The sequence below is a fragment of the Cupriavidus sp. FW306-01-F10A genome, from assembly GCF_058782785.1.
The window spans coordinates 481,033-506,928 of the sequence record NZ_JBYSYA010000001.1; the positions used below are offsets into that span (position 1 = coordinate 481,033).

The following is a 25,896-nucleotide window of genomic DNA, read 5'->3' on the forward strand; positions in this document are numbered from 1 at the left end:
ATGTACCCGTCACACCACCAGAGGAAACACTCATGAAAGCCGCAGTCCTGCATGCGCCGAAGACACCTTTGCTGATCGAGGATATCGCGATCGCGAAGCCCGGCCCGCGCGAGGTGCTGGTTCGCACTTCGGCGGTAGGCGTTTGCCATTCCGACCTGCATTTCGTCGATGGCGCCTACCCGCACCCCTTGCCGGTGGTGCTCGGGCACGAAGCCGCCGGCGTGGTCGAACAGGTCGGCTCGGAAGTGCGTACCGTCAAGCCGGGCGATCACGTCATCACTTGCCTCTCGGCGTACTGCGGCCACTGCGAGCATTGCCTGACCGGCCACCTGTCGCTTTGCATCGCGCCCGATACGCGCCGCACGGACGACGAGGAGCCGCGCTTGACGGCGCCCAGCGGCGTGATGCGCCAGTTCGCCAATCTCTCCGCCTTCGCCGAGCAGATGCTGATCCACGAGCACGCCCTGGTTGCCATCCGGCGCGACATGCCGCTCGACCGCGCCGCACTGATCGGCTGTGCAGTCACGACGGGCTTCGGCGCGGTTGCCCATACGGCGAAGGTCAGGCCAGGCGAAACGGTAGCCGTGATCGGCTGCGGCGGCATCGGGCTGGCAACGATCAACGCAGCGCTGATCGCCGGCGCCGGACGGATCATCGCGATCGACCGGGTGCCGGGAAAACTGGCGCTCGCACGCGAATTCGGCGCCACCGACGTGATCGATGCCAGCGAAGTGGACGCCGTCGAGGGCGTACGCACGCTGACCCGCGGCGGCGTACAGCACGCCTTCGAGGCGATCGGCCTGAAGCAGACCACCGAGCAGGCGTTCGCAATGCTGCGCCGGGGCGGCACCGCCACCGTGATTGGCATGATCCCGCCGGGCGTCAAGGTTGAGCTCAAGGGAACGGACTTCCTGGCGGAAAAGCGCATCCAGGGCTCGATGATGGGATCGAACCGTTTTCCGGTCGACATGCCGCGGCTGGTGGATTTCTACCTGGCCGGCAAGCTGAAGCTGGACGAACTGATCGCACAGCGCATGCCGCTCGCCCGGATCAACGAAGCCTTCGACGAGCTTCGCCGTGGGGAACTGGCACGGTCGGTTATCGAGTTCGAGCAATAGCACCGGCCGGCATTAGCCATGCGCCGGTCCTGCATCGACCAAACGGCCGGCCCCATCATCCGCTTGGAAATGAGGAGACAACAGTATGAACATGCGGAGCCTATTCGGACGACAGCGCCAGGCGCTGTGTGCAGCCATCGCGCTCACCCTGCTTCCCGTCACCAGTCAGGCTGAAGGAACATACCCGGACAAACCGGTCCGGCTGGTGGTGGCCTATGCCGCCGGCGGATTGACCGACATCCTCGCACGCGCCCTTGCGCAAGGCTTGAGCCAGCGCCTCGGCCAGCCGGTCGTGGTGGAGAACAAGAGCGGCGCGGGCGGCATCATCGGCACGAGCACGGTGGCCAAGGCCGCACCCGACGGCTACACGCTACTGCTGTCCACGCCCGCCCCGATCACGGCCAACATTGCCCTCTACAAGAAGCTGCCTTACGATCCCCGCACCGAGCTGCGCCCGGTTTCCGACGTCGCCATGGCGCGCACCGTGCTTGCGGTCAACCCGTCCGTGCCGGCAAAAACGGTGGCCGAGCTGATCGCCTATGGCAAGCACAACCCCGGCAAGCTGCGTATGGGTTCATGGGGACCCGGCACCGTCCCTCACACCATCCAGACGTATATGGCGAAGACTTATGGCGTCGACATGCTGCACGTGCCTTACAAGGGCGAGAGCCCCATGACCACCGACCTGCTCGCCGGCCAGATCAATGTGACCGTGGGCACGGTCACCACGCTGCAGCCCTACCTTGCCAGCGGAAAGCTGCGCGCCCTCGCCGTGACGGGCCCGCAGCGTGCGAAGCGTTTGCCGGGTGTTTCCACTTTCGCCGAGGCGGGATATGCGGATGCTGCATACCAGTACGCTACGCCGATGACGCTATTGGCCCCGGCCAAGACACCCCAGGCAATCATCGATCGACTGGGCAAGGAAGTCTCGGCGCTGGTCAAAGGCGAGCCTTTGAACCGGCAGATCGAGGCGATGAGCGCCGAACCGATCGGCAATCTCCCGGCCCAGGCGGAAGCGGGCTACAAGGCGATGTTGCCGGTGATCCTGAAGTTGACCGCCGATACCGGCGTCACGCTGGACTGAGCACGCCACCATGGCGGCGGCGCGAAGGTGCTGTCTCTCATCGCGCGAGCTGGCGAAGACCACCGGCGCGGTGCGGCAAGCTCGCCGCCGGGCTCAGGGCGGCGCAATCTGGCGTTTTCCGCCTGTGAATTTGTCGTTCGCTGTCCAACCCGATTGGACATGATTCGACAAGCGGTACACGGAAAAGCACGCACCCTGCGTACCGGTGTGGAGACGTCATGTGTGGAACGCTGGCTCAGAACTTGTGCCGCACGCCCGCAGCGAGACCCGAGCATACTGCTCTTGCCGCTGCCAGGGAAATAGCCGTTTGAAAAGCCATTGGCCGAAGTATCAAAGTTCAGGCCGGCGTTCTTCGCGTAGGCGGGCTGCCTTCATAGGTCTCCTCCTTATAGTTTTCTTTCAATCCCAGTCATGCACGGCCAAGCTGCGACTCACGATACCTGGCGACCTTGCCCTTCCCAGAAGCGCGTGCGAAGTGCTTTCTTATCTATCTTTCCGACACTGGTAAGCGGGAGCCTTTCGACAAATTCGATTTGCTTCGGTGCATAGATGGCCCCCTTGCGCGACTTCACCAGTTGCATCAACTCCTCCGCCTGGACCTGCTCGCCAGGGCGGCGCACCACCAGGGCCGCAACTGCCTCTCCCCACTTCGGATCGGGAACCCCAATGACAGCCACCATCGATACCGCCGGGTGAGTGCTGATAATGTCCTCGACATCTCGTGGGTAGACATTGAATCCACCTGATATGACCATGTCCTTCTTCCGGTCAACGATGTAGAGATAGCCGCGATCATCGAATCGCCCGATATCGCCGGTGTGCAACCAGCCATTCTTCAGTGCACTGTCGGACAACTCGGGCAAGTTGAGATACTCGCGCATGACGTGTATGCCTCGCACGCAGATCTCCCCGGCTTCACCCATGGGGACTTCCTGATCCTGGTCGTCCAGCACCTTCAGAAGGGTGCCAAGCGTCGGACGGCCGCAGGACGCAAAGCGCTCCGGGCTGGCGGGATCATGGTCAGCCCGGCCAAGATAGGCCAGGGGGTAAGCCTCTGTCTGGCCATATAGCTGGGCGAAGACCGGGCCCATGCGCTCCAGACCTTCATGCAGGCGAGCCGCGGACATGGGTGACGCGCCATAGAGCAGCAGTTCCAGCGATGACAGATCCGCCTTGTCGAGCGAGGGATGGTCCAGCAGGCTGTAGATCATGGTGGGAACCATCAGCGCCATGTTGATGCGCTCACGACGGATGACATCCAGCACGCGGTCGGGCGCGAAGCCGTCCTGCAGATGGACGGTGCCACCGCGTACGAGCGTCGGCATGATCTTTGTACCCGTCACATGGGTGATCGGCGCCACGGCAAGATAGCGCGGGACGGCCGGAATCTCAAAATCAGCCAGACCGTTCAGGAGCATCGCGGCAAATGCCGCGTGGTCCCGTACCACCCCCTTGGCCCGACCGGTTGATCCGCCGGTATAGTGGACATACGGAACGTCTTCCCGATGCGTCAGATCGCGTGGCGAGCAACTTCCGGCCTTCTCCGCTTGTGCCAGCAAATCACTGCCGAAATCCGACTGCCCAAGGCTGAACACCGAACGCAAGCCGGGTGCAGCCGCGAGAATCTCTTCGCCGCGCGCCAGGTGCGTTGAGACATCCACCACCAGCACGTCTGCATTGAAATCCTGGATCTGCAGCAGATGGTCTTCAAGGGAGCCAAGAGGATGAAGCGGTGTGCTGATCATTCCGCTGCAAAGTGCCGCCATGCCAGCGCACCAGCCGAAGGCCGAATTGCCGGTCAGCAGGCAGACCCGATGGCTGCGGATCAGGCCCGCGCTCGCATAGACGGCCTGCATGCGCCCAAGCAGGTCGCCCATGGCGCGATAGCTCAACGATCCGCCCTCCCAGCTGAAAGCAGTCCGATCACCGTACTGCCAAACAGAGCGCAGCAGCAGCGTACCAATGGTTGGGGCCATTTGAATCGACTGGTCCATGTTGATGTCTCCTCCTTTGAATAGTCTTGTTCCGACGTCACTTGCCAAGGGCTGACCGATACTCCGTCAAGGTCTGGTCAACGAGCTCTGCAACGGACTGGACCGCGCGTACGCCCGACACGCTGTGCCCGGCGCTGCAAATATCCACCCATCGCCGCGGCCCGGCCTTACCGGATCCGGCACCGAACAGTTCGCCAGCGCGCGGGCGGGAAACCTGCTCGTCGAGGCGGTCCGGGTCCAGGCCCGCCGCGCGAATGGAAGGCCGAAGCATGCTGGTATCCAACCCTGTGAACGCCCTGGTCAGCATCACATCGTCCATGGTGCTGTCCACCAGCAGCTGCCTGTATCCTGGCGCCGCCATGCTCTCAGCCGTAGCGATGAAGCGAGTCCCCATATAGGCAAGGTCGCAACCCAGGACTTCTGCGGCGCGAAGCGCAATGCCATCGGATATGCCGCCGGCAAGGACGATGGGGCCGTCAAACAGGCTGCGCACGGCACGCACAAAGGCGAAGGGATTGAGCCAGCCGGTTTGCCCGCCGGCCCCGGCTGAAAGCAGCACCAGTCCATCGGCACCCGCCTCGATGGCCTTGTGCGCGTGCTTCAGTGTGGCCACGTCCGCCCACACCTGCGCGCCAATGCCATGCAAGGCAGGTATCACAGCCGCCGGCGATCCAACGCTGGTGATGACCAGTTCCACCCGATGCCGCACCAGGCACGCCAGATCGTCCCTGAGCCGGGATTGCTGCATGATGAGATTCGGGCAAATCGGCGCAGGCGGGCTGTCACAGGTGGCAAGCGACCTCTTCATGCCGGCAAGCCAGTGGTCGAGCTCATCCGTCGAGCGGGCATTGGCGGTCGGAAACGCACCGATCACACCCTGTCGGCAAGCGGCGATCACCATCTCGGGCCCTGACACGCGCAGCATTGGCGCCGCAATCAGCGGCAGGCCAACTCGTTCTGCAATGTGTTTTGGAAGCCTGCCGCCAGACGCTATTGATGGCGATGCGTGCATCAAGTCATCTCCATCGTGGCGCGTCCCGTTCGAACGACCCCCGCCGCATGGGCAGCGCGGCTCGGCCAATGCCAGCTCATGCCGACCACCGCTGGGCCACCTGCCACCCGACCTCGGCGAACTGGCGTGCCCGCCGACCGAACTCCGATGCGTCGGCGCCGACTGCATTCCCCTGCAATGCGCGATGGTAGACACCCTGCGCGATGGCGGCCGAGCGGAACAGCGAGAACGCAACGAAGAACGGCCAATGTTCGAGGTCCGCATCCCCCGCTCTCCTGACGTAGGCTGACACCAGGCTGTCCATGCCGGGAAGGCCCGCGGCTTCCAGATCAAGCCCATGGAGACCGTTGGGAAAGACGTCTGCAGGCAGCACATAAGGCATGCAGCAATAGGCAAGGTCCGCGAGCGGATGCCCGATTGTCGCCAGTTCCCAGTCAAGGATGCCGACGACCTCGGCGCGTTCGGCATGAAAGATCAGGTTGCCAAGCCGGAAGTCCCCATGCGCAATGGCATCACGGTTCAGCACGGGAACTTGCGTGGCCAACCATGCCATCAGCGCATGCATTGCCGGCATCTCGTCGGTCTGGCTCGCCAGGTACTGCGCGCTCCAACGCGCGATCTGGCGTTCCACATAACCCTCAGGACGACCGAAGTCGCCCAGACCCGCCGCACGCCAGTCGACCTGATGCAGTCTTGCCATCGCGTCCACCATCGCCTCGTAGATGGTCTTGCGGCTTGCCGTCGGCACACCCGCAAGGTCCACCCGACTGAGAATCCTGCCGGGAAGATGCTCCATGACATAGAACGGCGTACCAATCACGCTTGCGTCCTCGCAAAGGACTCTCGCTCGTGGAATGGGCACGTCGGTATCGGCCAGTGCCGCCAGAACGCGGTATTCGCGCTCGATCTGATGTGCGGAGGGAAGCAGCTTGCCCGGTGGCTTCTTGCGCAGCACATAGTTGTGCCCGTTCGCCTGCAGCAGGTAAGTGGGGTTCGACTGCCCGCCCTGGAACTGCGACACGGCAAGGCTTTCATCAACGCCATCCAGGCGTCCGCGCAGGTGCGCGACCAGTGCCTCGACATTGAAGCGATGGGATGGAAGTACATCCACGGTCAGAATGTCCGCACTCATTCCCGGATCTCCAACGGCTCGACCACGGGACAGAAATACCACTTTGACCGGGCTTCAAACGGATTGACCGCACATGGTGGTCCAGGCAGGATGTCGTTCAGGTTCATAGCTATTCTCGAGTGAATCTGCGTACCTGCGTGTGACCGATAGCGGTCAAGCTCGCGGGGATATCACGAGGCTTCGACGCCGACCGCAGTCCGTATCGGAACAGAGCCGACCAGAAGTGGCCACAGCAGGTCCGCGCGGCCATCCCACCGGATACTGGCGGGAAACCAGTGACGTGCGCCCAGTATGGCCAACTCTTTCGCGCTGGCACATCGTCAGAATTGACGATCAGAGGCGTCGCCATCCGAATCCAGTTTTCACATCACCGGCCAACACGCCGCTCACAAGCGTGACCAGCACGCGTCGCTTCGAACATGGTTGTGCTATGCAAGCCAAATATTTGATAATCGCAGGAAGGCCTGGGCAATGACCCATCCTCCACGGAGTTGACGGCCACCTGCGAGCACCCGCCGTGCCTCGCTCAGGAGACAACGAGATGATCGGCAGTAGAGAGCGGCACGGATCTTCGCCGCCAGTTGCGATAAAGCTGAATCCCCCCAATGCTTTGCCAAACCAGGTCCAGCGTCAGACGATCTGTGACGCGGCCTGTGACTCCCACGCCGCCAAGGTGGTTCTCATCAGCGCGCCCGCCGGTTTTGGCAAGACGACGTCCATGACCCAGATTCGTTCCCGACTCGAAGGCAATGGCGTTGCTACCGCCTGGCTGACCTGCGACGCGGCGGACAACGATACTTCGCGCTTTCTTGGCAATCTTGCGATGGCGGTCTCCCGGCTCGCTCCCCGACAGCACGATCGGGACAATCGGGAGCCGCGGCAATCCATGACCGTGTTGGAGACGATCCAAGAGCTAGGCAGAAGTCCGTCGCCGTTCGCGCTCTTTCTGGACGAGCTGGAGCATCTTCACGAACCGGCCGTGCTGGGCTTGCTCAGAGAAATCCTGAGCCAGCTTCCGCGCCGCGGGCTGATCGTGATCGGTACGAGAAGCACCCCGGATCTTGGGCTGGCCCGGCTTCGCGTGCATGGCGAACTGCTGGAGATCGATGCTTCATGGCTCAGGCTGTCGCTCGAGGAGACTGTGGACTTCTTCAACAAGAAGCGTCACCTGTCGATACCGCACGACGAGGTGCGTCAACTTCACCAGACTACGGAAGGCTGGGTCGCTGCGATATCGCTCGCCTCCGTCGCATTGGAGCGCCATGTCAGGCATAGTGATTTCATCACCCGCTTCTCGGCGTCGAACCGGGAGATAGCCGAGTACCTGAGCGAGGATGTCCTGAACCGGCAGCCAGCCGCGACCAGGAATTTTCTGCTGCGGACCAGCGTCCTGAAGCACCTTTCCCCCGCGCTTTGCGATGCCATCCTGCGACGCACCGACAGCACGCAGATGCTGGAGCGGCTGGAAAGATCCAACCTGTTCCTCACCTCCATCGCAGGTCCGGAGCCGACATATCGCTATCACAGCCTGTTCGCCAGCTTCCTGCGCAATCAGCTGGCGCACGAGATGCCGGACGAGGCTCCCCGGCTCACGATGGCGGCCTCGCGCTGGCATGAAGAGCAAGGCCGACCTGTGCCGGCAATCGACTATGCCATCGACGCGCAGGACTACGGGCGTGCCCTGGATCTCATCGCCGCCCATGCCGACAGCTTTCTTTCCAGCGGCCGCTGGCGACTTCTCAGCCGCTGGTTCGGGGCGATACCGTCGGCCCTGCTGGGCAACTACCCCATTCTCCGGGTGGTCCATATTCTTGCCGTCTATTTCACCCGCGGCGCACACGAGGCAAACCGGCACCTGGAGCAACCGGAACTAAAAGAGGCGACGAATCCCGAGGTCGTCACCCACCTTCGCGCCCTGCGTCCGCTGCTGCTGGCAAGCGTGGATCGCCATGAAGCAGCCTATGAGGTAGGCGTGACAGCGTTATCATCGTTTCCGACCGGAAACGCGTTTGCCGACGGTATCCTGGCCAATGCAATGGCCGTCGCCTTTGCCGTCAGGGGCGAACATGAGCAAGCCCGCAAGCTCCTCGACGAGGCCAGGATCACGCAATCTGACCATCCGAACCCATTCGGCCTGATGTATACGGAGTCAGTCGAAGGCATGATCGACATGCAGGAAAACCGGCTGCGGCAGGCGACTGCCCGCTTCCGCATGGCCGTAGCCGCAACCGGCGCTCCCTCCTACTGCTACACAACCGGCAACGCATGGGCCGGTGTCTTCTACGCCCATGCACTGTACGAAGCCAATGAACTGGAGCGGGCTGCGCGATTGCTCGATGTCTATGTGCCGATCACGAAGGAACTCGGCCTGCCCGATCATATGGTCACGGGACACGTCACCCTGGCGCGGATTGCTGTCGCCAACGGCAATGTCGCCCAGGCCTTCCAGCTGCTCAGCGAGCTCGAGTACCTGGGCCATCACCGGCATGCGGCCCGTGCCGTGGCCAACGCAAAGCTCGAGCGCGCGCGCCTGCTGGTCATGCAAGGCGATCTGATGGCAGCCCGGACGGAGCTCGAGCGCGCCAATTTCCCTGATATCTGGAAACGCTGCCAGGACCTGCGCCTTCCCGCCAATGATGTCGACTATCTCGAACTGGGCCAGCTGCGTTGGCAGATCGCTGCAGGCCAAGCCAGCGAGGCACTGCCGGCCATCGAGCGTGCCATTGCAATGGCGACGTCCCAGCGCCGGCTGCGGCGCGCCATGAAGCTCTGCGTGCTGAGGAGCCTGGCACTGGACAGCATGGGCAACATGGCCGCGGCGAACGCTCAGATGCGGGACCTCCTCAAGGCGGCGTGCCATGAGGGCATCATGCGCCTGGTGCTGGATGAAGGCAGACCTGCGCGCAACATTGTCTTGCGATTAGAGCGGTCAAGCCAGGCCGAACCGCCGACTCAGCGCGACCCCATCTTTGCCGATTTCCTGCAGCGCATGCTGCAGGGGTTCGGGCCGTTTCTGGATGCCCCCGGGGCACGGACGCCCGGCGACAGCGGTGAATCGACGCCACCGCTGTCAGCTGCCGAGCTCAAGGTGCTGCGCCTGCTCGCCGAAGGCTGTTCCAACAAGGCCATGAGCGAGAAGCTGTTCGTCTCCGACAGCACGGTCCGCACCCACGTCCGCAATATCAGCCAGAAACTCGGAACGCATAGCCGAACCCAGGCAGTGGCGAAGGCGCGTCTGCTGGGACTGATCAGCTAGGCATGGCGTCGCGGGTTGATCACCATCCAGACGGGATGGCCGCGCTTATTCCGCTTTGGCGCCCGACATCCTGATCAGCCGCCTGACGGTCGGCTCGATCGCCTCGAAATCCCGTCTGAACTCGGCACCGGTGTTGCCAATCGGCTCGCTGTTGGACATGCCGAGGCGCGCTGCCATCGGCTTCGATCTGGCGGCCGTGCTCGCCTCTTGCTCCAGCCGGGCGACGATGGCCGGCGGCGTGCCGGCACGCGCCAGCAACCCGGCCCAGGCAGCTGACCCGAGCTCCGGGTCTGCCAGGCCGGCTTCTGCCATGGTCGGCACATTCGGCAAGCTCCTGGCCCGATGGTCGCCGAACACCGCAAGCGGGCGCACCTTGCCGCTCTGGATGTAAGGCGCCATCGAGGTAAGCGTGCTGATTGCCAGAGAGATCTGCCCCGCGCCCAGATCCTGAACCATCGGTCCTTCTCCCTTGTAGGCAACGTGTACCATGTCAAGGCCCCTCGACTGGTTCAGGTAAGCGCCCGCCAGGTGCGCGAAGCTGCCGACCCCGTACGAGCCAAAGGACACCTTGTCCTTGTTCTGTGCCGCCCAGGCAAGGAACGCCTTCATGTCGGTGGCCGGCACGCGCTGATTGACAGCCAGTACGAACTGGCCCGTGGCAACCTGTGAGATGAACGCCAGGTCGCGCCGCACGTCATAGGGCACTTTCGAGAACAGATAGGGGGTGCTGATGATTGGGGCGGAATGCGTCAGCAGCAAAGTGTAGCCATCGGGCGCCGCACGCGTCACCGTCTGCACGGCCAGTATTCCGCCTGCCCCTGGCTTATTGTCCACGATGACCGGCTGGCCCATCTGCCTGGCCATCTCCTGTGCCAGGGTGCGGGCGATGGTATCCAGGGTGCCACCGGCAGGCGCGGGCACCACGAGGGTGATGGGCCGCGACGGATAGGTTTGCGCATGGCACAGGGAGAAAACTGTTTGCAGGATGAAGATTGCGACAACGAGCAGCGATCTTGCGATCATAGGAAGTCACCTCGAAGTTGGGAAATCGAACATGTCGCTTGCATGGCAAGCATGCCGGCAGCGCCTTTCCACTGCCTATCCGGCGTTTGGCCATTTGAAGCGCGGTTCGCGCTTTTCCAGGAACCGGCTCACGGCCTCGCGGTGGTAATCGGAAGAGAAGGCGATGCCTTGCGCGGCAGCCTCAAGTTCGAGCATCAGGTGCAGGCTCGACGACTGCGACTGGTTCAGCGCGGCCTTTGCCATGCCCACGGCGGCGGCCGACGCGGTAGTCATCGCGACCGCCATCGCCCGCGCGCGGGACATCAGCTCCGGCGCGGCCACGATCTCCATGACGATGCCGTATTCCCTGGCGGTGGCAGCGTCGAGCTCCCGGCCCGTCAGGATCAGCTCCTTGGCACGTTGCAACCCGACAATGCGAGGCAGCGTATAGAGGGACGCGCAATCCGGCATCAGTCCGATCTTCATGAACGACATGCAGAAGCGCGCGGCTGGCGTGGCGATGATGATGTCCGCCAGCAATGCCGTGCCGAAGCCGCCCCCATAGGCGCATCCGTCCACTGCCGCCACTACCGGCTTGTCGCAGTGATAGAGACGTTCAGCTTTTTCCACGACAGGACGCATGCGCTTGCGTCCGGCCTCGGCCGACAATTCCCTGGCCCCCTCCATGCCGCGGATATCGCCCCCGGCGCAGAAATGGCCGCCGTTGCCACTTAGCAGGATGGCCCGTACTTCGTCGTCCTGCATGGCACGGTCGAGCAATTCAGCCTGTAGCGCGCGCGCCTCTGCATCCAGCGCGTTGCGGTATCTTGGGCGGTTGGCGATGATTTCGGCGACACCGTCCCTCACCGTATAGAGAACCGGGGCGTCCTGACTGTCTGTCATGATGGTGTTCCTGGTGAACAGTTATCGGGCGACAGGGCGAGCGTCCCCCTGCCATGCCATGGCATTGCGGATGCGCGCGCGTTGTCCTGACTACAGTCTTTCGATGACGGTGGCGTTGGCCATGCCGCCGGCTTCACACATCGTCTGCAGTCCGTATCGGCCGCCGCTGCGCTCCAGCGCATGGAGCATTGTGGTCATGAGACGGGCTCCGGAGGCGCCGAGCGGATGGCCGAGCGCGATGGCGCCGCCGCACGGGTTCAACCGCTCCGGATCCACCTTGAACTCCCGCTGCCAGGCAAGAGGAACCGGGGCGAAAGCCTCGTTGACTTCAAAGTGATCGATGTCGCCGACATCGAGGCCAGCCTTCTGCAGCGCCCGCCGTGTCGCCGTGATCGGGGCGGTCAGCATCAGCAGGGGATCATCGCCGCGCACGTCGAAGGACACGAAGCGGGCCCTGGGCCTCAGACCCAGCTTCCGTGCCATCGCTTCGCTCATGACCAGGACCGCGGAAGCGCCGTCGGTGATCTGGGAAGAGTTTCCCGGCGTGATGCTCCATTCGATCTCCGGAAAACGCTCGATATAGGCTTCCGAGCGGAAGGAGGGCTTGAGCTGGGCAAGACCTGCAACCGTCGTTTCCGCTCGGATGGTCTGATCCTCCGTGACGATGCCCTCGTCGGTATGGATCGGCAGGATCTCGGCCGCGAACCCGCCGCTGTCCCGCACCCTGGCGGCGCGACGATGCGACCTCGCCGAGTACTCGTCCAGTTCCTGCCTGCTGAGCCCCCATTTCCGTGTCACCAGCTCCGCGGAAATGCCCTGGCCCACCAGGCCCGGCGCATAGCGGGCGCGGACGGATGGTCCGTCCCCATCAGCACCGCCACGCGAGCTTCCCATCGGGACGCGGCTCATCGACTCGACACCGCCGGCGATCACGATGTCATAGGCGCCGGCCATGATCCCCTGCGCGGCGAAATGCACCGCCTGCTGACTCGATCCGCAGCGGCGGTCGATCATCGCCGCCGGCACATGCTCCGGAAAGCCGGCAGCCAGCCACGCGTTCCGGCCGGGCAAGGCGGATTGCTCCGCAACCTGGCTGACGCAACCGATCAGCACATCGTCAACCAGCGCCGGGTCAAGATCGTTCCGGTGCACCAGTCCCTGAAGCACCTGCGCCAGCATCTCCACGGGATGGAGGGTGGCAAACGCCCCGCCGGCCTTCCCTCGGGCCATGGGCGAGCGAACCGCGTCCACAATGACAGCTTCCGTTCTCATAGTTTCCTCTGCAAATCCTGCCTTGTTTCAAATAATTCCGGTGTCTTCCAGGCTCCGGATTGCCGCATCGGTGTATCCAAGGCTGGAAAGAATCCGGGCGGTGTGTTCGCCAAGGCGCGGCGGACGGACCCGGATCTCGCCGGGCGTCTCCGACAGGAACACGGGCGCACGCGCAATCGGCACAGCTCGATCGATGCCCGGATAGGCAACAGGCTGGAAAAGAGCCGTCGCAACGGCCTGAGGATGGTCGACCACCTCCGCCGGCCTCAACACCGGGCCCGCGGGGATCTTCGCCTCGGCAAGAAGAGCCAATGCTGCCTCGCTCGACAACGTCTCACACCACTGCTGCATGCGCTCCGATATCAAGTGGCCGTTCTCGCCGCGCGCGGTATCGCTGGCAAAGCGATCGTCGTCCAGCCACGCGGTGTTTCCGGTCAGCCTGGCCCATCGCTTGAAGAGCGGCTGGCCCACCACGGCACACGTGATCCAGCCGTCGCGCGTCCGATACAGATCGGACGGCGCGGCCACGAAACTCCGGTTCCCCACCGGCGTCCGGTTGATTCCGGTCAGGGCCTGCTCGGCAATCAGTCCGCTGCCGAACATCGCCGCCGTGGCGAATAGCGAAGCTTCGACGACCTGACCTTTCCCCGTCTTCATTCTGGCAAGCAAGGCAGCCAGCGTCCCGTAAGCACAGTGCAGAGCGGTGCCAAAATCGGCCCAGACAATCTGCGATTTCTGCGGCGAGCCGGGCGGGCCGCTGAGAAAGACGCCACCCGACATGGCCTGCGCCACGCCATCAAAGCCAAGGTGATCGCGCAGGGGCCCCTGCGAGCCGAAGGCCGACACATGCGTGAGAATGATGCGCGGATTGATCGCGGCGAGCGAAGGGTAGTCCAGCCCCATTTTCTCCAGCGTGTAGGCCGGCAGATTCACCACCACGACATCCGCCGACGCCACCAGGCGATTGACCACCTGCCTGCCCTCCCGGGTTGCGGGATCCAGCGTCATGGACAGCTTGTTGCGGTTCATCTGCATGAACAGGGCACCATCCCCTGTGGGCGCCACCGGCATCAGGTACCGGTCTTCGCTGCCGCCCGGCTTCTCGATGCGAATGACCTCGGCACCAAACTCGGCCAGCAGGGCCGCGCAATACGGCGCCGCGACGTATCTGCCGAAATCGAGGACCCGGATTCCATTCAGTACGCCATCCCCAGACATGTCCCCTCCTTGATTCCCTTGACTGCCGCTACCAGCCATCGCACACATCCGATGTCCTCTTACTGTTTAGGAATGCCCGCCGCCTTGACAATCCTGCTCGCCTGCTCGATCTCGGCCAACTGAAAGCGGCGCAGCTCTGCCGGTCCGGCAAGGAAGATGTCCCCATCCATCTGCCTGGAGAACCGGGCGGACTCCGGGAGCGCATAGATGGCGAGCAGATCCTCGCTGAGCTTCTTGACAATGTCCGGCGGCGTCTTTGCTGGAACATAGGCGGCCATCCACGTTGCAAAGACGAAGTCGCGATAGCCACTTTCCTGCATGGTGGGCACCGAAGGCTCCATGGAAAGCCGCTTGTCGCCTGTCACCGCCAGGATGCGTAGCTTTCCGGACTGGACATGAGGCCGGACGATGGAGTAGTCGGCGAATGCAAAGTCGATCTGCCCGCCAGCCAGGTCACTGAGCGCCTGCACCGCACCCTTGTACGGCACGTGCGCCGCGGAAACCCCCGCTGCAACCAGGAACTTCTCCGTCGCGAGCTGGTACAGCGGACTACCGCTACCGTAGTTCAGCTTGCCGGGAGCGGCCTTTGCCCGCGCCACCAGATCCGCCACGGTACGGAAAGGCGACCCGCCTGGGACCACGACCGTCATCACCGACTTCGTCAGCCTGGCAACCGGTGCAAGGTCTTTGATGGGGTCATAGGGCAAGGCATTGAACATGGCGACATTGGTCGCCACGGGCGAGTTGCTGGTAAAGAAGACGGTGTACCCATCCGCCGGCGCATGCACCACCGCCTGTGCGGCAATGATGCCGTTGCCCCCCGGCCGGTTCTCGACGACGACCGCCTGCCCGTTCCGTTCCTGCAGTTTCATCGCGGCATATCGCGCCTGCCGGTCCGGTCCGCTGCCGGCGGGGAAGGACACAATCAGCCGGATCGGCTTGTCCGGATACGCAGCGCCCACATTCCTTGCGCCGCATAGCACGAGCGCAATACCCAGCATGGCGCCGGCCAGGCGATGCTTTCTCATTTCCTTGTCTCCATCCATTGTCTTGTGCCACGTGAAGATTCTGTGGACCAGGTACCGCAAGACCTGAGCGGTCTAAGCCTTGCGCCCGGTCATGCCGAGCTCGGCCAGCAGGTCATCGCTGTGCTGCCCTAGGCGAGGTGCGGGTCCAATCCTTGGCTCCGGCCTGGCGGAGAACTTGACGGGTGGCTGTACCTCGACGTACTTGCCTTCGCTGGGATGATGCCGGTCCTGGAAGAAGCCGACTGCCTTCAGGTGTGGATCGTCGAACAGGTCTTCCACATCATTGACACGCATGGCCGGAATGCCAGCCTGCTTGAGGAAGGCTAGCCACTCATCCGTGGTCCGCTCAGGGGTAACCTCCGCAAGCAGTTCGTACATGACGTCAAGGTGCCTGGTTCGCTGCGCCTTCGAGTTGAGCCGGGGGTCCTCCAGCACGCCGCTCCTGCCGATGGCGTGGAACAGGGCAACCCAGCGCTCATCGGAATAAGGCGTGATGCCGATGTAGCCATCCTTGGTTCGCGCAGGCTTGCGCTTCGGATTCATGACCCGGGGAGACAGCATATTGCCGAGCGGCGGTACGAAAGTGCGCTCGCCCAGGTGCTCCAGCAGCGTGAAGCTCGTGAGGGCTTCCAGCATCGGCACCTCCACATGCTGGCCTTCGCCGGTGCGAAGCTTGTGGACCAGCGCTGCAAGCGTGGCGTAGGCGCCGTGCAGGCCGGACACCTTGTCCGCGACGATCATCGGAAAATAGCGGGGATTGGGGTCCCCATCCACCCTGGGCAAGAGCGAAGCCATGCCGGAGGCGGCCTGGATGACGTCGTCGTAAGCTGGCATCGATGCATAGGGTCCCGACATGCCAAAGCCGACGCAGTGGACATAAATGATGTCAGGCCGAATCTGGCGCACGGCGTCATAGTCAAGGCCAAGCCGGGCGATACCGTCGGCACGCACGTTGTGGACGAAGACGTCGCTCGACGCCAATAGCCGGCGCATTGCCTCCCGGCCTGAATCACTGCGCAGGTCCCACGTGACGGAGCGCTTCCCGCGATTGATCGTCATATGCGTGCCGCTCATGCCAGGCGTCTCGACGACGCGGCTGGTATGGCGCATCGAGTCCCCTTCGGCCGGCTCGACCTTGATAACGTCCGCGCCCATGTCGGCCAGAATCTGCGTGCAATAGGGCCCGAAGATCACGGTCGACATGTCGACGACGCGAATCCCCTCCAGCATGGGGCCGTTTTCTTTCTTCATAGTCAAATGCTCCTTGGGCAAGACGATCAGATCACGCCGTCGTTCACCAGGCATGTGAGCTGCTCTTTTGACAGGCTGAGCCAGTCGGAAAGGATGTGGCGCGCAAGCTGCCCGGGCGGTGCCTGCGGCGCGTCGGCGCGGCCGGCCGCGAGCGAGGGCTTGCCTGGCAGTAGCGATCGGGCAGCAGGGTCGAAGCCCACCAGCGCAAGGTCGATGGCTTGCCCGGGACCGCCCTGCACCTCGCGATGGCGCAGGGCGCCGAGCACGGCGATCGCACCACGGAGCCCGCGCTCGCATGACCCTGCGTGTACAGGGTCCTGATCCTGCCCGCACTCCGACTGCAGGAGATAGATGATGCGGCGATTGACTTGCCACACCGCGTCATAGCCCAGGCCGCAACGCGCCATCTGCCCGGCGTCGAGGCTGCCGAGAAACACATCGCACTCCTTGGCGAGCTGGAGAACGAGTTCACATCCTGCCGGCCCGGCAAAGTCGATCGCCAGCGAATGCGGCTGTCCTGACGACGATCCGCGCAAGTTCGCCCCCTCGCCTGCCGCCGCGGAAGCGGCAGGCGTGGAAGTCGGCGGCACGAGCTGCAAGACTTCGGCGCCAAGGTGCGACAGTATCCGGGCACAGGACGACACCGCAGCATCCCGGGCGAGTTCAAGCACGCGGATGCCGGCAAGCGGTCCGCCGTGCGCGGAGCTCCCGGATGGAGCAACGCCGTGCAACATGCCGTTCACCTTTGCTGGGTTAGCTCTCATGTTCGATCGATGGTGCGTGGCTAGCGGTTCTTCCACACCGGGCTGCGCTTCTCGGCAAACGCGGCAAGACCTTCCCGCTTGTCCTCAGACTCCGCGTTGCGGCCCGCCGGTCCTCGCTGCTTCGACCAACTCTCCTCCTCGGTCCAGCCTTCCGCCTGCGAGCGCGACACGATTTCCTTGGACGCGCGCACAGCGATCGGCGCGTTGACCATTACCTTGCGCGCCAGTTCGAGCGCCGCTTCGAACGTCTTGCCTGGCGCGGTGACCTTCGCCAGCAGGCCATGCGCATGCATTTCGGCCGCGCTGCGTGGCTCTCCGGTCAGGATCATCTCCATGGCCAGGTGATACGGAATCCGCTGGCGCAGGCGGAAGCATCCCCCGCCTGTGGCAACCAGGCCGCGCTTCACCTCGGTCAAGGCGAACCGGGTATCGTCCGAGGCGACGATCATGTCGCAGGACAGGGCAAGCTCCAGGCCGCCCGCGTAGGCATGGCCTTCGATCGCCGCGATCACGGGCTTCAGCGGCGGGCGCGTCATCATGCCAAAGCCGCCGCGCTTCGGTGCACGGGCAATCTCGCCGATTGCCGCGGCCCTCAAGTCGTGGCCTGCGCAGAAGGTCGTGCCCTCCCCCCGCAGGACAGCCACCCACAAGTCATCGTCTTCGTCAAACCGGTCCATGATCGCCTCCAGCTGGAGAGCCATGGCGAGGTTGAATGCGTTGCGCGCTTCCGGCCTGTCGATGGTAATGACCAGCACATGATCTTCAATGACTTCCGTACGGAAATAGCTGCGCTTTTCAGTGTTATCCATGATCCTTCCGTGAGCGATGAGTTGTCCCTCAGCCGAGCCGGGTGACATTGGAACTTGTGTTCGCCAGTGGATGCCTGGAGTCACCAGGCACCCTGGGCACACTAAGCCGGCCTGAATTTCGGCAATGCGATGTCCTCGGTAACGTGATCGAACACAACCTGGACTGGCATGTCGATACCAATCGCGTCCAATGGGCAGTCCACGATATTCGTGGTCATGCGCACGCCCTCCTCGAGCTCGACAATGGCGACGATGTACGGATCGTCGTTCACGAACTCCGGCGTGGTCGACCGATAGGCGATGGTGTACGAATAGACGGCCCCCCTGCCGGTACAGGTGTGCCAATCCAGTTCGGCACCCCAGCACGCCGTGCACGTGGCACGCGGGTAGTGCTGGACATGGCCGCAATGCCTGCACTTCTGGATCTTGAGTTCGTTCTGCCTGGCTGCCTGCCAGAACGCACGGGTATGCGGCTGCGGGATCGGTAGCGGCTTGCGATATTCATTGGCTGCCATGGGTCTTCCTTTTCAGTTTGCGAGGACGAGCGTGACTTCGTCTGACATGACGCCACCATTGCCGTGGACCACGCCGACCGTCGCCCCTTTGACCTGCCGGGCCTCGGCGCGCCCCATCAGCTGCCGCACGCCCTCCACGACGTGGGTCATGCCGCCTGCGGCGCCTGCCTGTCCGAAGGACAGTTGGCCGCCGTTGGTGTTGCACGGGAAATCGCCCGCAAATGTGAGGCCACGCTCCGCTACAAAGGGCCCGCCGTGTCCCTTGGGGCAGAAGCCAAGGTCCTCGATCGCCATCAGGACCGCGATCGTGTAGCAGTCATAGAGCTGGGCAACATCGACGCGTGCCGGAGAAACGCCAGCCATGGCGAAGGCCGCTTCGGCGGACTGCTTCGACCAGGATGTGGTGATGTCCTGGCGATGGGTGATCGAAAGATGGGACCCCGCCTCGCCTGCGCCCAATAGCCTGACTGGCGGATTCGGCCCTCGGTTCGCCAGGGACTGCCGCGTTACCAGAACCGCGGAACCGCCCACGCAAGGCGAAACGATCTCCAGCAGGTGCAGCGGGTCGAAGATTACTTTTGAGTTCAGCACATCATCGATCGTGAGCGCGCTCTGATTGAAGAGCGCAAGCGGATTCGACAAGGCACTGGTGCGCTGATCCACGGCGATCTTTGCCAGCTGCTCCGGCTTCGTGCCGAATTCATGCATGTGCCGCCGCGCCACCATCGCGTAGCCGGCATTCGGCGGCGAAGCACCAAACGGAATCTCGAATTCGGTAACGGCTTCCGAGCGCAGCATGCCCTTGCGGTTGTTGTTCCGGTCTGCACTCGGCACTTCGACGGTCAGGCAGAGCACGCGATCGCACAGCCCTGCCTGGATCGCCGCGGCCGCGCGCCACACCATGCCAGCGGCAGATGCTCCACCCAGCTCCACCGTATCGAAGTACTTCAGCTTCAGGCCCAGATGCTCGGCCACGGCAGACGGCCAGAACATGCTGTATGCAGCCACCGGCGTGGTGACGAGCAGGCCGTCGATTTCACCGGGAGACACGCCCGCGTCCAGCGCCGTCCCGCGCGCGATTTCCGCGGTCAATGCCATGGGCGTCAGCCCGTCCGCGGTCTTCTGAGATTTGAATTCCGCATACCCTGTGATCGCCGCAACATTTCTTAGAGACATCGCTATCGTTCCTATCCTTGATGTGCGCGTTCGGTCAGCACTGCGTGGCCACACACGGCGCGGCGCTGAAGCATGCGAGTGCCGATGTTTCGCGCGCTACCCAGTGTCACCGTGCGATCCCGTTGCCCTCACGTCTGGAAGCAGTCTAGCGACGCCCCCCACGGCTGTCCGTCGTCAAAACTGACGATTTGATGCCGGGTGCCGCGACAGGCCGGCAAACGTCGGCATCCAGCGGGAGACCTTCTTGTGCTGGTGTCTTCCATCCAACTTCCACCCCTTCATGTGGCAGTCATTGAAGGGATTGGGCCGGCAGGTCGCCGCGCGCCGTACGTTGAAGATGACGTGATGTGAGAATCCGTCAAGTGTCACGTCGGCATCCCCCGCTCGCACTGCCGCCCCCCGCTCGCTGCCCGAGGCGGCCAGTACGCCGCACGCGATCATCCAGCGGCAAAGTGCCGCGATTGAGCATGCCCTGACTTTGCCCAACATCAGAGAGCACTTTGCCCGCTGGGGGAGCAAGCCAGCATATATGCCTCCGCAGCAAGCCACGGAGTTCATACGGGCTCGGCTGGAACTATGGACGGCGAAAATTCGTGACGCAGGCATCGAGCCGCAATAGCGGGTCCGGGCAGATCGCTGCCCTCGCCACCGTTGAGCCCTCGCCGACGTTGCTGAATCCGGACATGCACTGTCGGCCACTTCTTCGTGATGCCTGCAATCTGCGGTGTCCAAGCGGGTGCAGGAGTTTGGATCCCTGTTCGGCACGCCGCTGTTCAACAGATCCCTGCGCACGGGATTTGTAGGGCGCTTGCACGCCAGCCATCGGCCCGTCGCCCTATCAGGAGTCTGGCAGACTCGGGCGCTGAGGCGCTGGCCAGTTTGATCCTGCGGCAAAAAGGAATGCCGATGATCCGCTTCGGGCTTTTGCCGGCCGACGAAGCGCTGGTTGTCTGGACGTGGATGGACGAGGCCAGCACGTGAGCCCCTGCCGCATCATCTTAGGCCCGCCAGACCTGCAGCAGATCCCACGCCGGCTCCGGCCCTTCGGACTGTGGCAACGCCTGTGCCTCAACCAACATCGAGCCGGCCTGCGCCTGCAGCTTGTCCAGGCAGCGCGACAGCACGCGCGCCTCTTCCGCCGTCAGGCATGCAGCCAGCCGCGTATTGAAATCCCGCGCCTGCGCGAACGCCGCACGGTAAACGGCTTCGCCTTGCTCGGTCAGCGTGAAGGCTGCGGCGCGCCGGTCCTGGGTGCGCGTTTCGCGCCGGACCAGGCCGCGTTCCACCAGGGCGTGGACGGCGCGGCTGGCCAGCACCTTGTCAAGGCCGGCGCTTTCGGCCAGTTCGGTCAGCCGGGTTCCGGGCTGCTCGCCAAGGAAGGAGATCATGCGCCATTCGCGCCGCGTGACGCCCGCCCTGGCGCGCAGGTGCAGCGCCGCGGCGCCCAGCGCGACGCGGTTCAGGTGGTAGACCCGGTAGTTGATGAAATCTGCCAGCCGCTGCGGACGCTGCAGGCGGGTGCCGCTGTTGTCGTGTGCCATGCCACATCTGCCAGTTAGTTGACTTTGTCAATTATATCGACGGGTGTTAGCTTGCATCGACGCCGCTCGCCGGCGGACAACAAACTGGAGACATCGTGAGCCCTCGCACCCTACTTCCCCGCTTCGCCGCGTGCCTGCTGGCCGTTGCCGCGGCATGGTCCGCACCCGCCAGCGCGCAGTCGGACCGTCCGCTGCGCATCCTGGTGGGCTACCCGGCCGGCGGCACCGTCGACCTCGCCGCACGCCTGGTCGGCGACAAGCTGCGCGAGACCCTGAACCAGACCGTGGTCATCGAGAACAAGCCCGGCGCCGGCGGGCGGCTGGTGATGGACTACGCGCGTACGCAGCCGGCCGACGGCAATACCCTGGTGGTGGCCAACTCGGCGGTGATGACGATTGCGCCGCTGGTCTACCGCAAGCTCAACTACGATATCCAGCGCGATTTCACGCCCGTGGCGCAGGCCGCCAACTTCCAGCTGGCGCTCGCCACCGGGCCGGGCAGCCCGGCGCGCACGCTGAAGGACTATGTGGCATGGCTCAAGGCCAGCCCCCAGAACAACTCCTACGCCTCGCCGGCGCTGGGCAGCATCCCGCATTTCTTCGGGCTGATGGTCGGCAAGCAGGTTGGCATCGACATGCTGCACGTCCCCTTCAACGGCTCGGCGCCGCTGATGAGCGCGCTGGTCGGCGGCCAGGTGCCGGCTTCGGTCGATACCCTTGCCGACCTGACCGAAATGCACCGCGCCGGCAAGATCCGCGTGCTGGCGACTTCCGGCACGCAGCGCTCGGTGGCGCTGCCCGATGTGCCGACCTTCACCGAGCTTGGCTACAAGGGCATTGAAGGTGAAGGCCGCTACGGCCTGCTGGCGCCCGCGGGCACGCCGCGCCCGGTGCTCGACAAGCTCAACGCCGCCATCGTCAAGGCCGTGCAGTCGCCGGACGTGCGCGAGAAATTCCTCAAGCTGGGGCTGGAACCCGCAACCGGCCCGGCCGACGCCTTTGCCGGCGTGCTCAAGGCTGACGCCGGCAAGTGGGCACCGGTGGTCAAGGCGTCCGGCTATACCGGCGACTGAAGCGCGGCAAACCGACCATGACGATCCGCAATACCCTCTTCATCATGTGCGACCAGCTGCGGCGCGACCACCTGGGCTGCTACGGGCATCCGGCGCTGCGCACGCGCAATATCGATGCGCTGGCCGCGCGCGGCGTTCGCTTCGACCGCGCCTTCGTCGCGTCCGGGGTCTGCGGCCCCAGCCGCATGAGCTTCTATACCGGCCGCCATGTCAGCAGCCACGGCGCCACCTGGAACCGCGTGCCGCTGTCGGTGGGCGAAGTCACGCTGGGCGAATACCTGAAGCACAGCGGCCGCGCGCTGGCGCTGGCGGGCAAGACCCATGTGATGCCCGACAACGCCAACCTGAAGCGGCTCCACCTGGATGGCGGCACCGAGCTGGAAACGCTGCTGCGCAGCGGCCACTTCACCGAAGTCGACCGCCATGACGGCCACCACGCCGAGCCGCACAGCGCCTACGCCGACTGGCTGCGCCAGCAAGGCTACGACAGCGCGGATCCGTGGACCGACTACGTGATCAGCGCCGAGAACGAACGCGGCGAGATCGTCTCCGGCTGGCACATGCGCAACGCCGGCCTGCCCGCGCGCGTGGCCGAGCCGCACTCCGAGACCGCGTACACGGTCGACCAGGCGATGCGGTACATCGCCACGCGCGGCGACGATCCGTGGGTGCTGCACCTGTCGCTGGTCAAGCCGCACTGGCCCTACCTGGCGCCCGCGCCCTACCACGCCGCGTATTCGCTCGATAACTGCCTGCCGCTGCAGCGCCACGACGCCGAGCTGGAAGACCCGCACCCGGTGCTGTCGGCCTACCGCACGCAGGAAGAATGCGCCAACTTCATGCGCCAGGAAGTCTCGGACACGGTGCGCCCCGCCTACCAGGGCCTGATCCAGCAGATCGACGACCGGCTCGGCCAGCTCTGGGAACAGCTCGAACGCCTGGGCCGCTGGCAGGACACGCTGATCGTCTTCACCGCCGACCACGGCGATTTCCTGGGCGACCACTGGCTGGGCGAGAAGGAGCAGTTCTACGACACCGTGCAGAACATCCCGCTGATCGTCTACGATCCCTCGCCGGCAGCGGATGCCACGCGCGGCACCGCGCAGGCCAGCATGGTCAGCGCGGTCGACGTGGTGCCGACGGTGCTGGACGCACTGGGCCTGCCGCCGGCCGACCACCGCATCGAGGGCCGCTCGTTGCTGGACCTGACGCGCGCGGGCGAGCGCGCCGATGCCGGCAGCTGGCGCGATTTCGTCATATCCGAGCTGGACTACGCCTATCGCGGCGCTCGCGTTGCGCTGGGCCGCCACCCCGGCGAGTGCCGCGCCTGGATGGTGCGTGACGCGCGCTGGAAATACGTGCACTGGCAAGGGTTCCGGCCACAGCTGTTCGACCTGCAGAACGATCCGCAGGAGTATTTCGACCTGGGCAGCGACCCCGGCCACGAAGCCGTGCGCAGCGCCATGCGGTTGCGGTTGCTGGAATGGTTCTGCACGCTCAAGCCGCGCGTGACGGTAACCAACGAAGAGGTGGCGGCCAAGACCAATGTGTACAAGCAGGCCGGCGTGTTCTTTGGCGTATGGTGACAGATCGGCATGCCGGGGCCTGAAAAAGTTGCACAGCATCCCTGTCGATACTGCAACGGCATGGCCCTTGCGGCATCTGATGCTTGGCCCGGCGCCATCTGCGGCCCCGCCTTGTGCCCCTGCCCCGATGGCGTACCCCTTGCATCGAGGGCATGAGGCCCCGTGTTCGGGCCCGCAACCGGAGCGATCATGAAGAACATCTGGATCCTTGTGGCGGACGAATCCCTCGCCCGCATCTTTGCCTCGCACGCCGATAGCGCACCGCTCGAAGTGGTCGAGGAGATCACCGACGCGGCCGCGCATGCCGACCGCGCCGACCTGCGCCGCGACGCCTATGGCCGGCGTGGCCACGCTTCCGCGCAGGGAGACGTCGGCCACCCCGGTGCCCACCAGGTCGGACCTTCCACGGTCACCTCCTCGGCCGGGGAAGATGAACTGCACCAGGAAGCGCAGTTGTTTGCCCGCCGCGTGGCGGACTACCTTGCCGATGCGCGCAACAAGCAGCGCTTTGACTCACTGGCGCTGATTGCCGCGCCGCGTTTTCTCGGCCTGCTGCGCAAAGCCCTTCCCGCCGGGGTCACCGACGTCATCACGAAGGAAATTGGCAAGGACTTCACCCACGTGCCCAACAACGACCTGCAACAACGGCTCGCGGACGAAGACATCGTTCCCGCGCGCCGCGACGCGCGCGTCGTTACCGGCCGGGACCGATAGCGAAGCCGCACAGCCGCCGGTGCCAGGCCACCGGCGGCTGTGCGCCGGCGTCAGCGGGCAGTGCCCGAGCCGCTGGCTGCACCGCTGCTGCCGCTCGAGGTGCCGCTCGGGCTGGTAGTGCTGGTGGCGCCGGACGTGCCGGTAGAAGTGCTTGTGCCAGGGGTGGTGCTGCGGCTGCGGCTCTGTTCGGTGACCGAACCGGAGCCGGACAGCGAGCCGGAGCCGGTGGTGCTGCCGGTGGCGGTGCAACCCGCCAGGATGCCAAGTGCGAGCAGGGCTGTGCCGATGCGTAGGGTTGTTTTCATGTCGTCCTCCATCTAGCAGGTTGGCGGCAAGCCTAGCTGCACGGCGCAGGCTGCCGGCGAGCGCGCTGGAACGCAGCTCTGCTGCGGAAGACGCAACTGACGTACCAGCGGCGCCATGTGACGATCGGCGCGAGTCCGTTGACCACGCGGCACCCGGCAATGCAGGAAAGGACATGACTGCGGCCCGGCCGCAGTAAGAAGTGCGCGCCGCGGGTAAATGTTACCACGCCGGCGCAGTTCAGTTTCGACTGAAGATGGCAGACATCCGCGCTATCGCGTCAGTGTCCACTTATAGGCATAGCGGTCCGGACGGAACAGCAGTTCGCCGCACAACAACGGTGTGTCCTCGATGTCATGCGGCGTGCTGCGCAGGCGCAACAGCGGATCGCCCACGCCAACACCGAGCCGGCGCGCCACGTCCGCGGGCGCGGCGACGGCGGTGGCTTCCATCGCCACTTCCTTGAACCGGTATCCCAGCCGGCTCTCAAACAGCGCCATGGCATCGTTGGTTTCCAGGTCCTCCTGCACCAGGCGGCGCATCAGCGGCTCAGGACCCATCAGGGTGAAATGCGCCACGGCCGCGTCGTCCCAGTACCGCACGGTAGCCACGCTCAGCACCTTCTCGCCAGGCTGCAGACGCAGCGCCGCCGCCACATGGGCCGGCGCCCGCACCAGCCGTACCGACACCAGCTTGCCGTAGGCAAGCTGGCCACGGGCGCGTCCGGTTTCATAGAAGCCGGTCAGCGCGCCTAGGCTGGGCGTGTCCGAGGGGCGGGTCACGAAGCTGCCCTTGCCGTTGACCTTCTCGATCAGGCCGGCGTTGTGCAGCCCGGACAGGGCCTGGCGCACGGTGATCCGGCTGACCGCGAATTCCGTCACCAGCTCGGCCTCGGAAGGCAGCTTGGCGCCGGGCGCCCATGTGTTGCTGGCAATCCGCTGGCGAATCTCGTTTTCTATCTCTTTGAACCTGGGCAGCGCCACGTGTGTTCCGCCCTGGGCGGCTCCGAATGCTGGGTGGAACGGATTATACCTATCATGACAGGTCGAGGCGAAACCCTATTGACCTGTCATAACAGGTAATGGCAGTATCGCCCATCGGCAGCTACCTGCACCCACAGGAAAGCACCGTCAAAAGCCGCTCAG

General features: G+C 64.4%; 22 protein-coding genes and 1 pseudogene. 6 read left to right on the forward strand and 17 right to left on the reverse strand.

Annotated features, from left to right (window positions below; genetic code table 11):
• Positions 1-32 precede the first annotated feature (32 nt).
• Positions 33-1,118 (forward strand): Zn-dependent alcohol dehydrogenase, encoded by a 1,086-nt coding sequence (locus tag AC3WLF_RS02200; RefSeq protein WP_492317175.1) that lies wholly within the window; start codon positions 33-35, stop codon positions 1,116-1,118.
• Positions 1,119-1,203: 85 nt separating this feature from the next.
• A complete protein-coding gene (locus AC3WLF_RS02205; protein ID WP_492357755.1) occupies positions 1,204-2,202 on the forward strand; it encodes a Bug family tripartite tricarboxylate transporter substrate binding protein in 999 nt (332 codons plus the stop codon).
• A gap of 235 nt (positions 2,203-2,437) precedes the next feature.
• On the opposite strand, the pseudogene AC3WLF_RS02210 reads toward AC3WLF_RS02205, so the two are convergent.
• From AC3WLF_RS02210 to AC3WLF_RS02225, 4 genes and pseudogenes are all read right to left on the reverse strand, one after another.
• Positions 2,438-2,564, reverse strand: a pseudogene (locus AC3WLF_RS02210) (porin); the annotation flags it as partial.
• 69 nt (positions 2,565-2,633) lie between these two features.
• Positions 2,634-4,196, reverse strand: coding sequence for an AMP-binding protein (locus AC3WLF_RS02215; RefSeq protein ID WP_492316937.1), 1,563 nt, complete (start codon positions 4,194-4,196; stop codon positions 2,634-2,636).
• Positions 4,197-4,233: 37 nt separating this feature from the next.
• Complete coding sequence (locus AC3WLF_RS02220; protein ID WP_492316936.1) at positions 4,234-5,208, reverse strand: NAD(P)H-dependent flavin oxidoreductase; 975 nt, start codon at positions 5,206-5,208, stop codon at positions 4,234-4,236.
• 76 nt (positions 5,209-5,284) lie between these two features.
• A complete protein-coding gene (locus AC3WLF_RS02225) occupies positions 5,285-6,340 on the reverse strand; it encodes a phosphotransferase (RefSeq protein WP_492357756.1) in 1,056 nt (351 codons plus the stop codon).
• Positions 6,341-6,881: 541 nt separating this feature from the next.
• On the opposite strand from AC3WLF_RS02225, the gene AC3WLF_RS02230 reads away from it, so the two are divergent.
• A complete protein-coding gene (locus tag AC3WLF_RS02230; RefSeq protein WP_492357757.1) occupies positions 6,882-9,596 on the forward strand; it encodes a winged helix-turn-helix domain-containing protein in 2,715 nt (904 codons plus the stop codon).
• A 45-nt stretch (positions 9,597-9,641) separates the two neighbouring features.
• Here AC3WLF_RS02230 and AC3WLF_RS02235 read toward each other — a convergent pair whose 3' ends face one another.
• The 11 genes from AC3WLF_RS02235 to AC3WLF_RS02285 all read right to left on the reverse strand — a co-directional run bounded on the left by AC3WLF_RS02235 (position 9,642) and on the right by AC3WLF_RS02285 (position 21,075).
• Positions 9,642-10,619, reverse strand: coding sequence for a Bug family tripartite tricarboxylate transporter substrate binding protein (locus tag AC3WLF_RS02235; RefSeq protein ID WP_492316933.1), 978 nt, complete (start codon positions 10,617-10,619; stop codon positions 9,642-9,644).
• Between the two features lie 75 nt (positions 10,620-10,694).
• Entirely contained in the window at positions 10,695-11,501 is an 807-nt protein-coding gene (locus AC3WLF_RS02240; protein ID WP_492357758.1) for an enoyl-CoA hydratase/isomerase family protein, read from the reverse strand.
• Between the two features lie 90 nt (positions 11,502-11,591).
• Entirely contained in the window at positions 11,592-12,773 is a 1,182-nt protein-coding gene (locus AC3WLF_RS02245; protein ID WP_492316931.1) for a thiolase family protein, read from the reverse strand.
• 27 nt (positions 12,774-12,800) lie between these two features.
• Positions 12,801-13,991: a CaiB/BaiF CoA transferase family protein gene (locus AC3WLF_RS02250; protein ID WP_492357759.1), complete on the reverse strand. Its 1,191-nt coding sequence runs from the start codon at positions 13,989-13,991 to the stop codon at positions 12,801-12,803.
• Between the two features lie 59 nt (positions 13,992-14,050).
• Positions 14,051-15,019 (reverse strand): Bug family tripartite tricarboxylate transporter substrate binding protein, encoded by a 969-nt coding sequence (locus AC3WLF_RS02255; protein ID WP_492316929.1) that lies wholly within the window; start codon positions 15,017-15,019, stop codon positions 14,051-14,053.
• A 72-nt stretch (positions 15,020-15,091) separates the two neighbouring features.
• Entirely contained in the window at positions 15,092-16,270 is a 1,179-nt protein-coding gene (locus AC3WLF_RS02260; protein ID WP_492357760.1) for a CaiB/BaiF CoA transferase family protein, read from the reverse strand.
• Positions 16,271-16,296: 26 nt separating this feature from the next.
• Positions 16,297-17,004: a CoA transferase gene (locus AC3WLF_RS02265; RefSeq protein ID WP_492357761.1), complete on the reverse strand. Its 708-nt coding sequence runs from the start codon at positions 17,002-17,004 to the stop codon at positions 16,297-16,299.
• Positions 17,005-17,054: 50 nt separating this feature from the next.
• On the reverse strand, positions 17,055-17,843 hold the full coding sequence (locus AC3WLF_RS02270; RefSeq protein ID WP_492357762.1) for a crotonase/enoyl-CoA hydratase family protein: 789 nt from the start codon (positions 17,841-17,843) through the stop codon (positions 17,055-17,057).
• Positions 17,844-17,944: 101 nt separating this feature from the next.
• On the reverse strand, positions 17,945-18,358 hold the full coding sequence (locus AC3WLF_RS02275) for a Zn-ribbon domain-containing OB-fold protein (protein WP_492316925.1): 414 nt from the start codon (positions 18,356-18,358) through the stop codon (positions 17,945-17,947).
• Between the two features lie 12 nt (positions 18,359-18,370).
• Positions 18,371-19,534 carry a thiolase family protein gene (locus tag AC3WLF_RS02280; protein WP_492357763.1) on the reverse strand — a complete coding sequence of 388 codons (1,164 nt, stop codon included), beginning with the start codon at positions 19,532-19,534 and terminating at the stop codon, positions 18,371-18,373.
• Positions 19,535-20,532: 998 nt separating this feature from the next.
• The gene (locus AC3WLF_RS02285; RefSeq protein ID WP_492316923.1) at positions 20,533-21,075 is read right to left on the reverse strand and encodes a MarR family winged helix-turn-helix transcriptional regulator; all 543 of its coding nucleotides are present in this window, start codon (positions 21,073-21,075) and stop codon (positions 20,533-20,535) included.
• A 95-nt stretch (positions 21,076-21,170) separates the two neighbouring features.
• Here AC3WLF_RS02285 and AC3WLF_RS02290 point away from each other — a divergent pair, with 95 nt between their 5' ends.
• The 3 genes from AC3WLF_RS02290 (at position 21,171) to AC3WLF_RS02300 (ending at position 24,448) form a co-directional block, all read left to right on the forward strand.
• Positions 21,171-22,148 (forward strand): Bug family tripartite tricarboxylate transporter substrate binding protein, encoded by a 978-nt coding sequence (locus AC3WLF_RS02290; RefSeq protein ID WP_492316922.1) that lies wholly within the window; start codon positions 21,171-21,173, stop codon positions 22,146-22,148.
• A 17-nt stretch (positions 22,149-22,165) separates the two neighbouring features.
• Positions 22,166-23,734: a sulfatase-like hydrolase/transferase gene (locus tag AC3WLF_RS02295; protein ID WP_492316921.1), complete on the forward strand. Its 1,569-nt coding sequence runs from the start codon at positions 22,166-22,168 to the stop codon at positions 23,732-23,734.
• A 189-nt stretch (positions 23,735-23,923) separates the two neighbouring features.
• On the forward strand, positions 23,924-24,448 hold the full coding sequence (locus AC3WLF_RS02300; RefSeq protein WP_492316920.1) for a host attachment protein: 525 nt from the start codon (positions 23,924-23,926) through the stop codon (positions 24,446-24,448).
• 50 nt (positions 24,449-24,498) lie between these two features.
• Here AC3WLF_RS02300 and AC3WLF_RS02305 read toward each other — a convergent pair whose 3' ends face one another.
• Both AC3WLF_RS02305 and AC3WLF_RS02310 read right to left on the reverse strand, forming a co-directional pair.
• Positions 24,499-24,753 carry a hypothetical protein gene (locus tag AC3WLF_RS02305; RefSeq protein ID WP_492316919.1) on the reverse strand — a complete coding sequence of 85 codons (255 nt, stop codon included), beginning with the start codon at positions 24,751-24,753 and terminating at the stop codon, positions 24,499-24,501.
• 270 nt (positions 24,754-25,023) lie between these two features.
• Positions 25,024-25,734: a GntR family transcriptional regulator gene (locus tag AC3WLF_RS02310; RefSeq protein WP_492316918.1), complete on the reverse strand. Its 711-nt coding sequence runs from the start codon at positions 25,732-25,734 to the stop codon at positions 25,024-25,026.
• Positions 25,735-25,896 lie beyond the last annotated feature (162 nt).

Coding starts and splice junctions, on each gene's coding strand:
- AC3WLF_RS02305 (WP_492316919.1), bottom strand. CDS start 24,753: ATGAAAACAACCCTACGCATCGGCACAGCCCTGCTCGCACTTGGCATC.
- AC3WLF_RS02265 (WP_492357761.1), bottom strand. CDS start 17,004: ATGTTGCACGGCGTTGCTCCATCCGGGAGCTCCGCGCACGGCGGACCG.
- AC3WLF_RS02245 (WP_492316931.1), bottom strand. CDS start 12,773: ATGAGAACGGAAGCTGTCATTGTGGACGCGGTTCGCTCGCCCATGGCC.
- AC3WLF_RS02285 (WP_492316923.1), bottom strand. CDS start 21,075: ATGGCACACGACAACAGCGGCACCCGCCTGCAGCGTCCGCAGCGGCTG.
- AC3WLF_RS02205 (WP_492357755.1), top strand. CDS start 1,204: ATGAACATGCGGAGCCTATTCGGACGACAGCGCCAGGCGCTGTGTGCA.
- AC3WLF_RS02275 (WP_492316925.1), bottom strand. CDS start 18,358: ATGGCAGCCAATGAATATCGCAAGCCGCTACCGATCCCGCAGCCGCAT.
- AC3WLF_RS02255 (WP_492316929.1), bottom strand. CDS start 15,019: ATGAGAAAGCATCGCCTGGCCGGCGCCATGCTGGGTATTGCGCTCGTG.
- AC3WLF_RS02270 (WP_492357762.1), bottom strand. CDS start 17,843: ATGGATAACACTGAAAAGCGCAGCTATTTCCGTACGGAAGTCATTGAA.
- AC3WLF_RS02220 (WP_492316936.1), bottom strand. CDS start 5,208: ATGCACGCATCGCCATCAATAGCGTCTGGCGGCAGGCTTCCAAAACAC.
- AC3WLF_RS02250 (WP_492357759.1), bottom strand. CDS start 13,991: ATGTCTGGGGATGGCGTACTGAATGGAATCCGGGTCCTCGATTTCGGC.
- AC3WLF_RS02280 (WP_492357763.1), bottom strand. CDS start 19,534: ATGTCTCTAAGAAATGTTGCGGCGATCACAGGGTATGCGGAATTCAAA.
- AC3WLF_RS02225 (WP_492357756.1), bottom strand. CDS start 6,340: ATGAGTGCGGACATTCTGACCGTGGATGTACTTCCATCCCATCGCTTC.
- AC3WLF_RS02300 (WP_492316920.1), top strand. CDS start 23,924: ATGAAGAACATCTGGATCCTTGTGGCGGACGAATCCCTCGCCCGCATC.
- AC3WLF_RS02240 (WP_492357758.1), bottom strand. CDS start 11,501: ATGACAGACAGTCAGGACGCCCCGGTTCTCTATACGGTGAGGGACGGT.
- AC3WLF_RS02295 (WP_492316921.1), top strand. CDS start 22,166: ATGACGATCCGCAATACCCTCTTCATCATGTGCGACCAGCTGCGGCGC.
- AC3WLF_RS02200 (WP_492317175.1), top strand. CDS start 33: ATGAAAGCCGCAGTCCTGCATGCGCCGAAGACACCTTTGCTGATCGAG.
- AC3WLF_RS02260 (WP_492357760.1), bottom strand. CDS start 16,270: ATGAAGAAAGAAAACGGCCCCATGCTGGAGGGGATTCGCGTCGTCGAC.
- AC3WLF_RS02215 (WP_492316937.1), bottom strand. CDS start 4,196: ATGGACCAGTCGATTCAAATGGCCCCAACCATTGGTACGCTGCTGCTG.
- AC3WLF_RS02230 (WP_492357757.1), top strand. CDS start 6,882: ATGATCGGCAGTAGAGAGCGGCACGGATCTTCGCCGCCAGTTGCGATA.
- AC3WLF_RS02235 (WP_492316933.1), bottom strand. CDS start 10,619: ATGATCGCAAGATCGCTGCTCGTTGTCGCAATCTTCATCCTGCAAACA.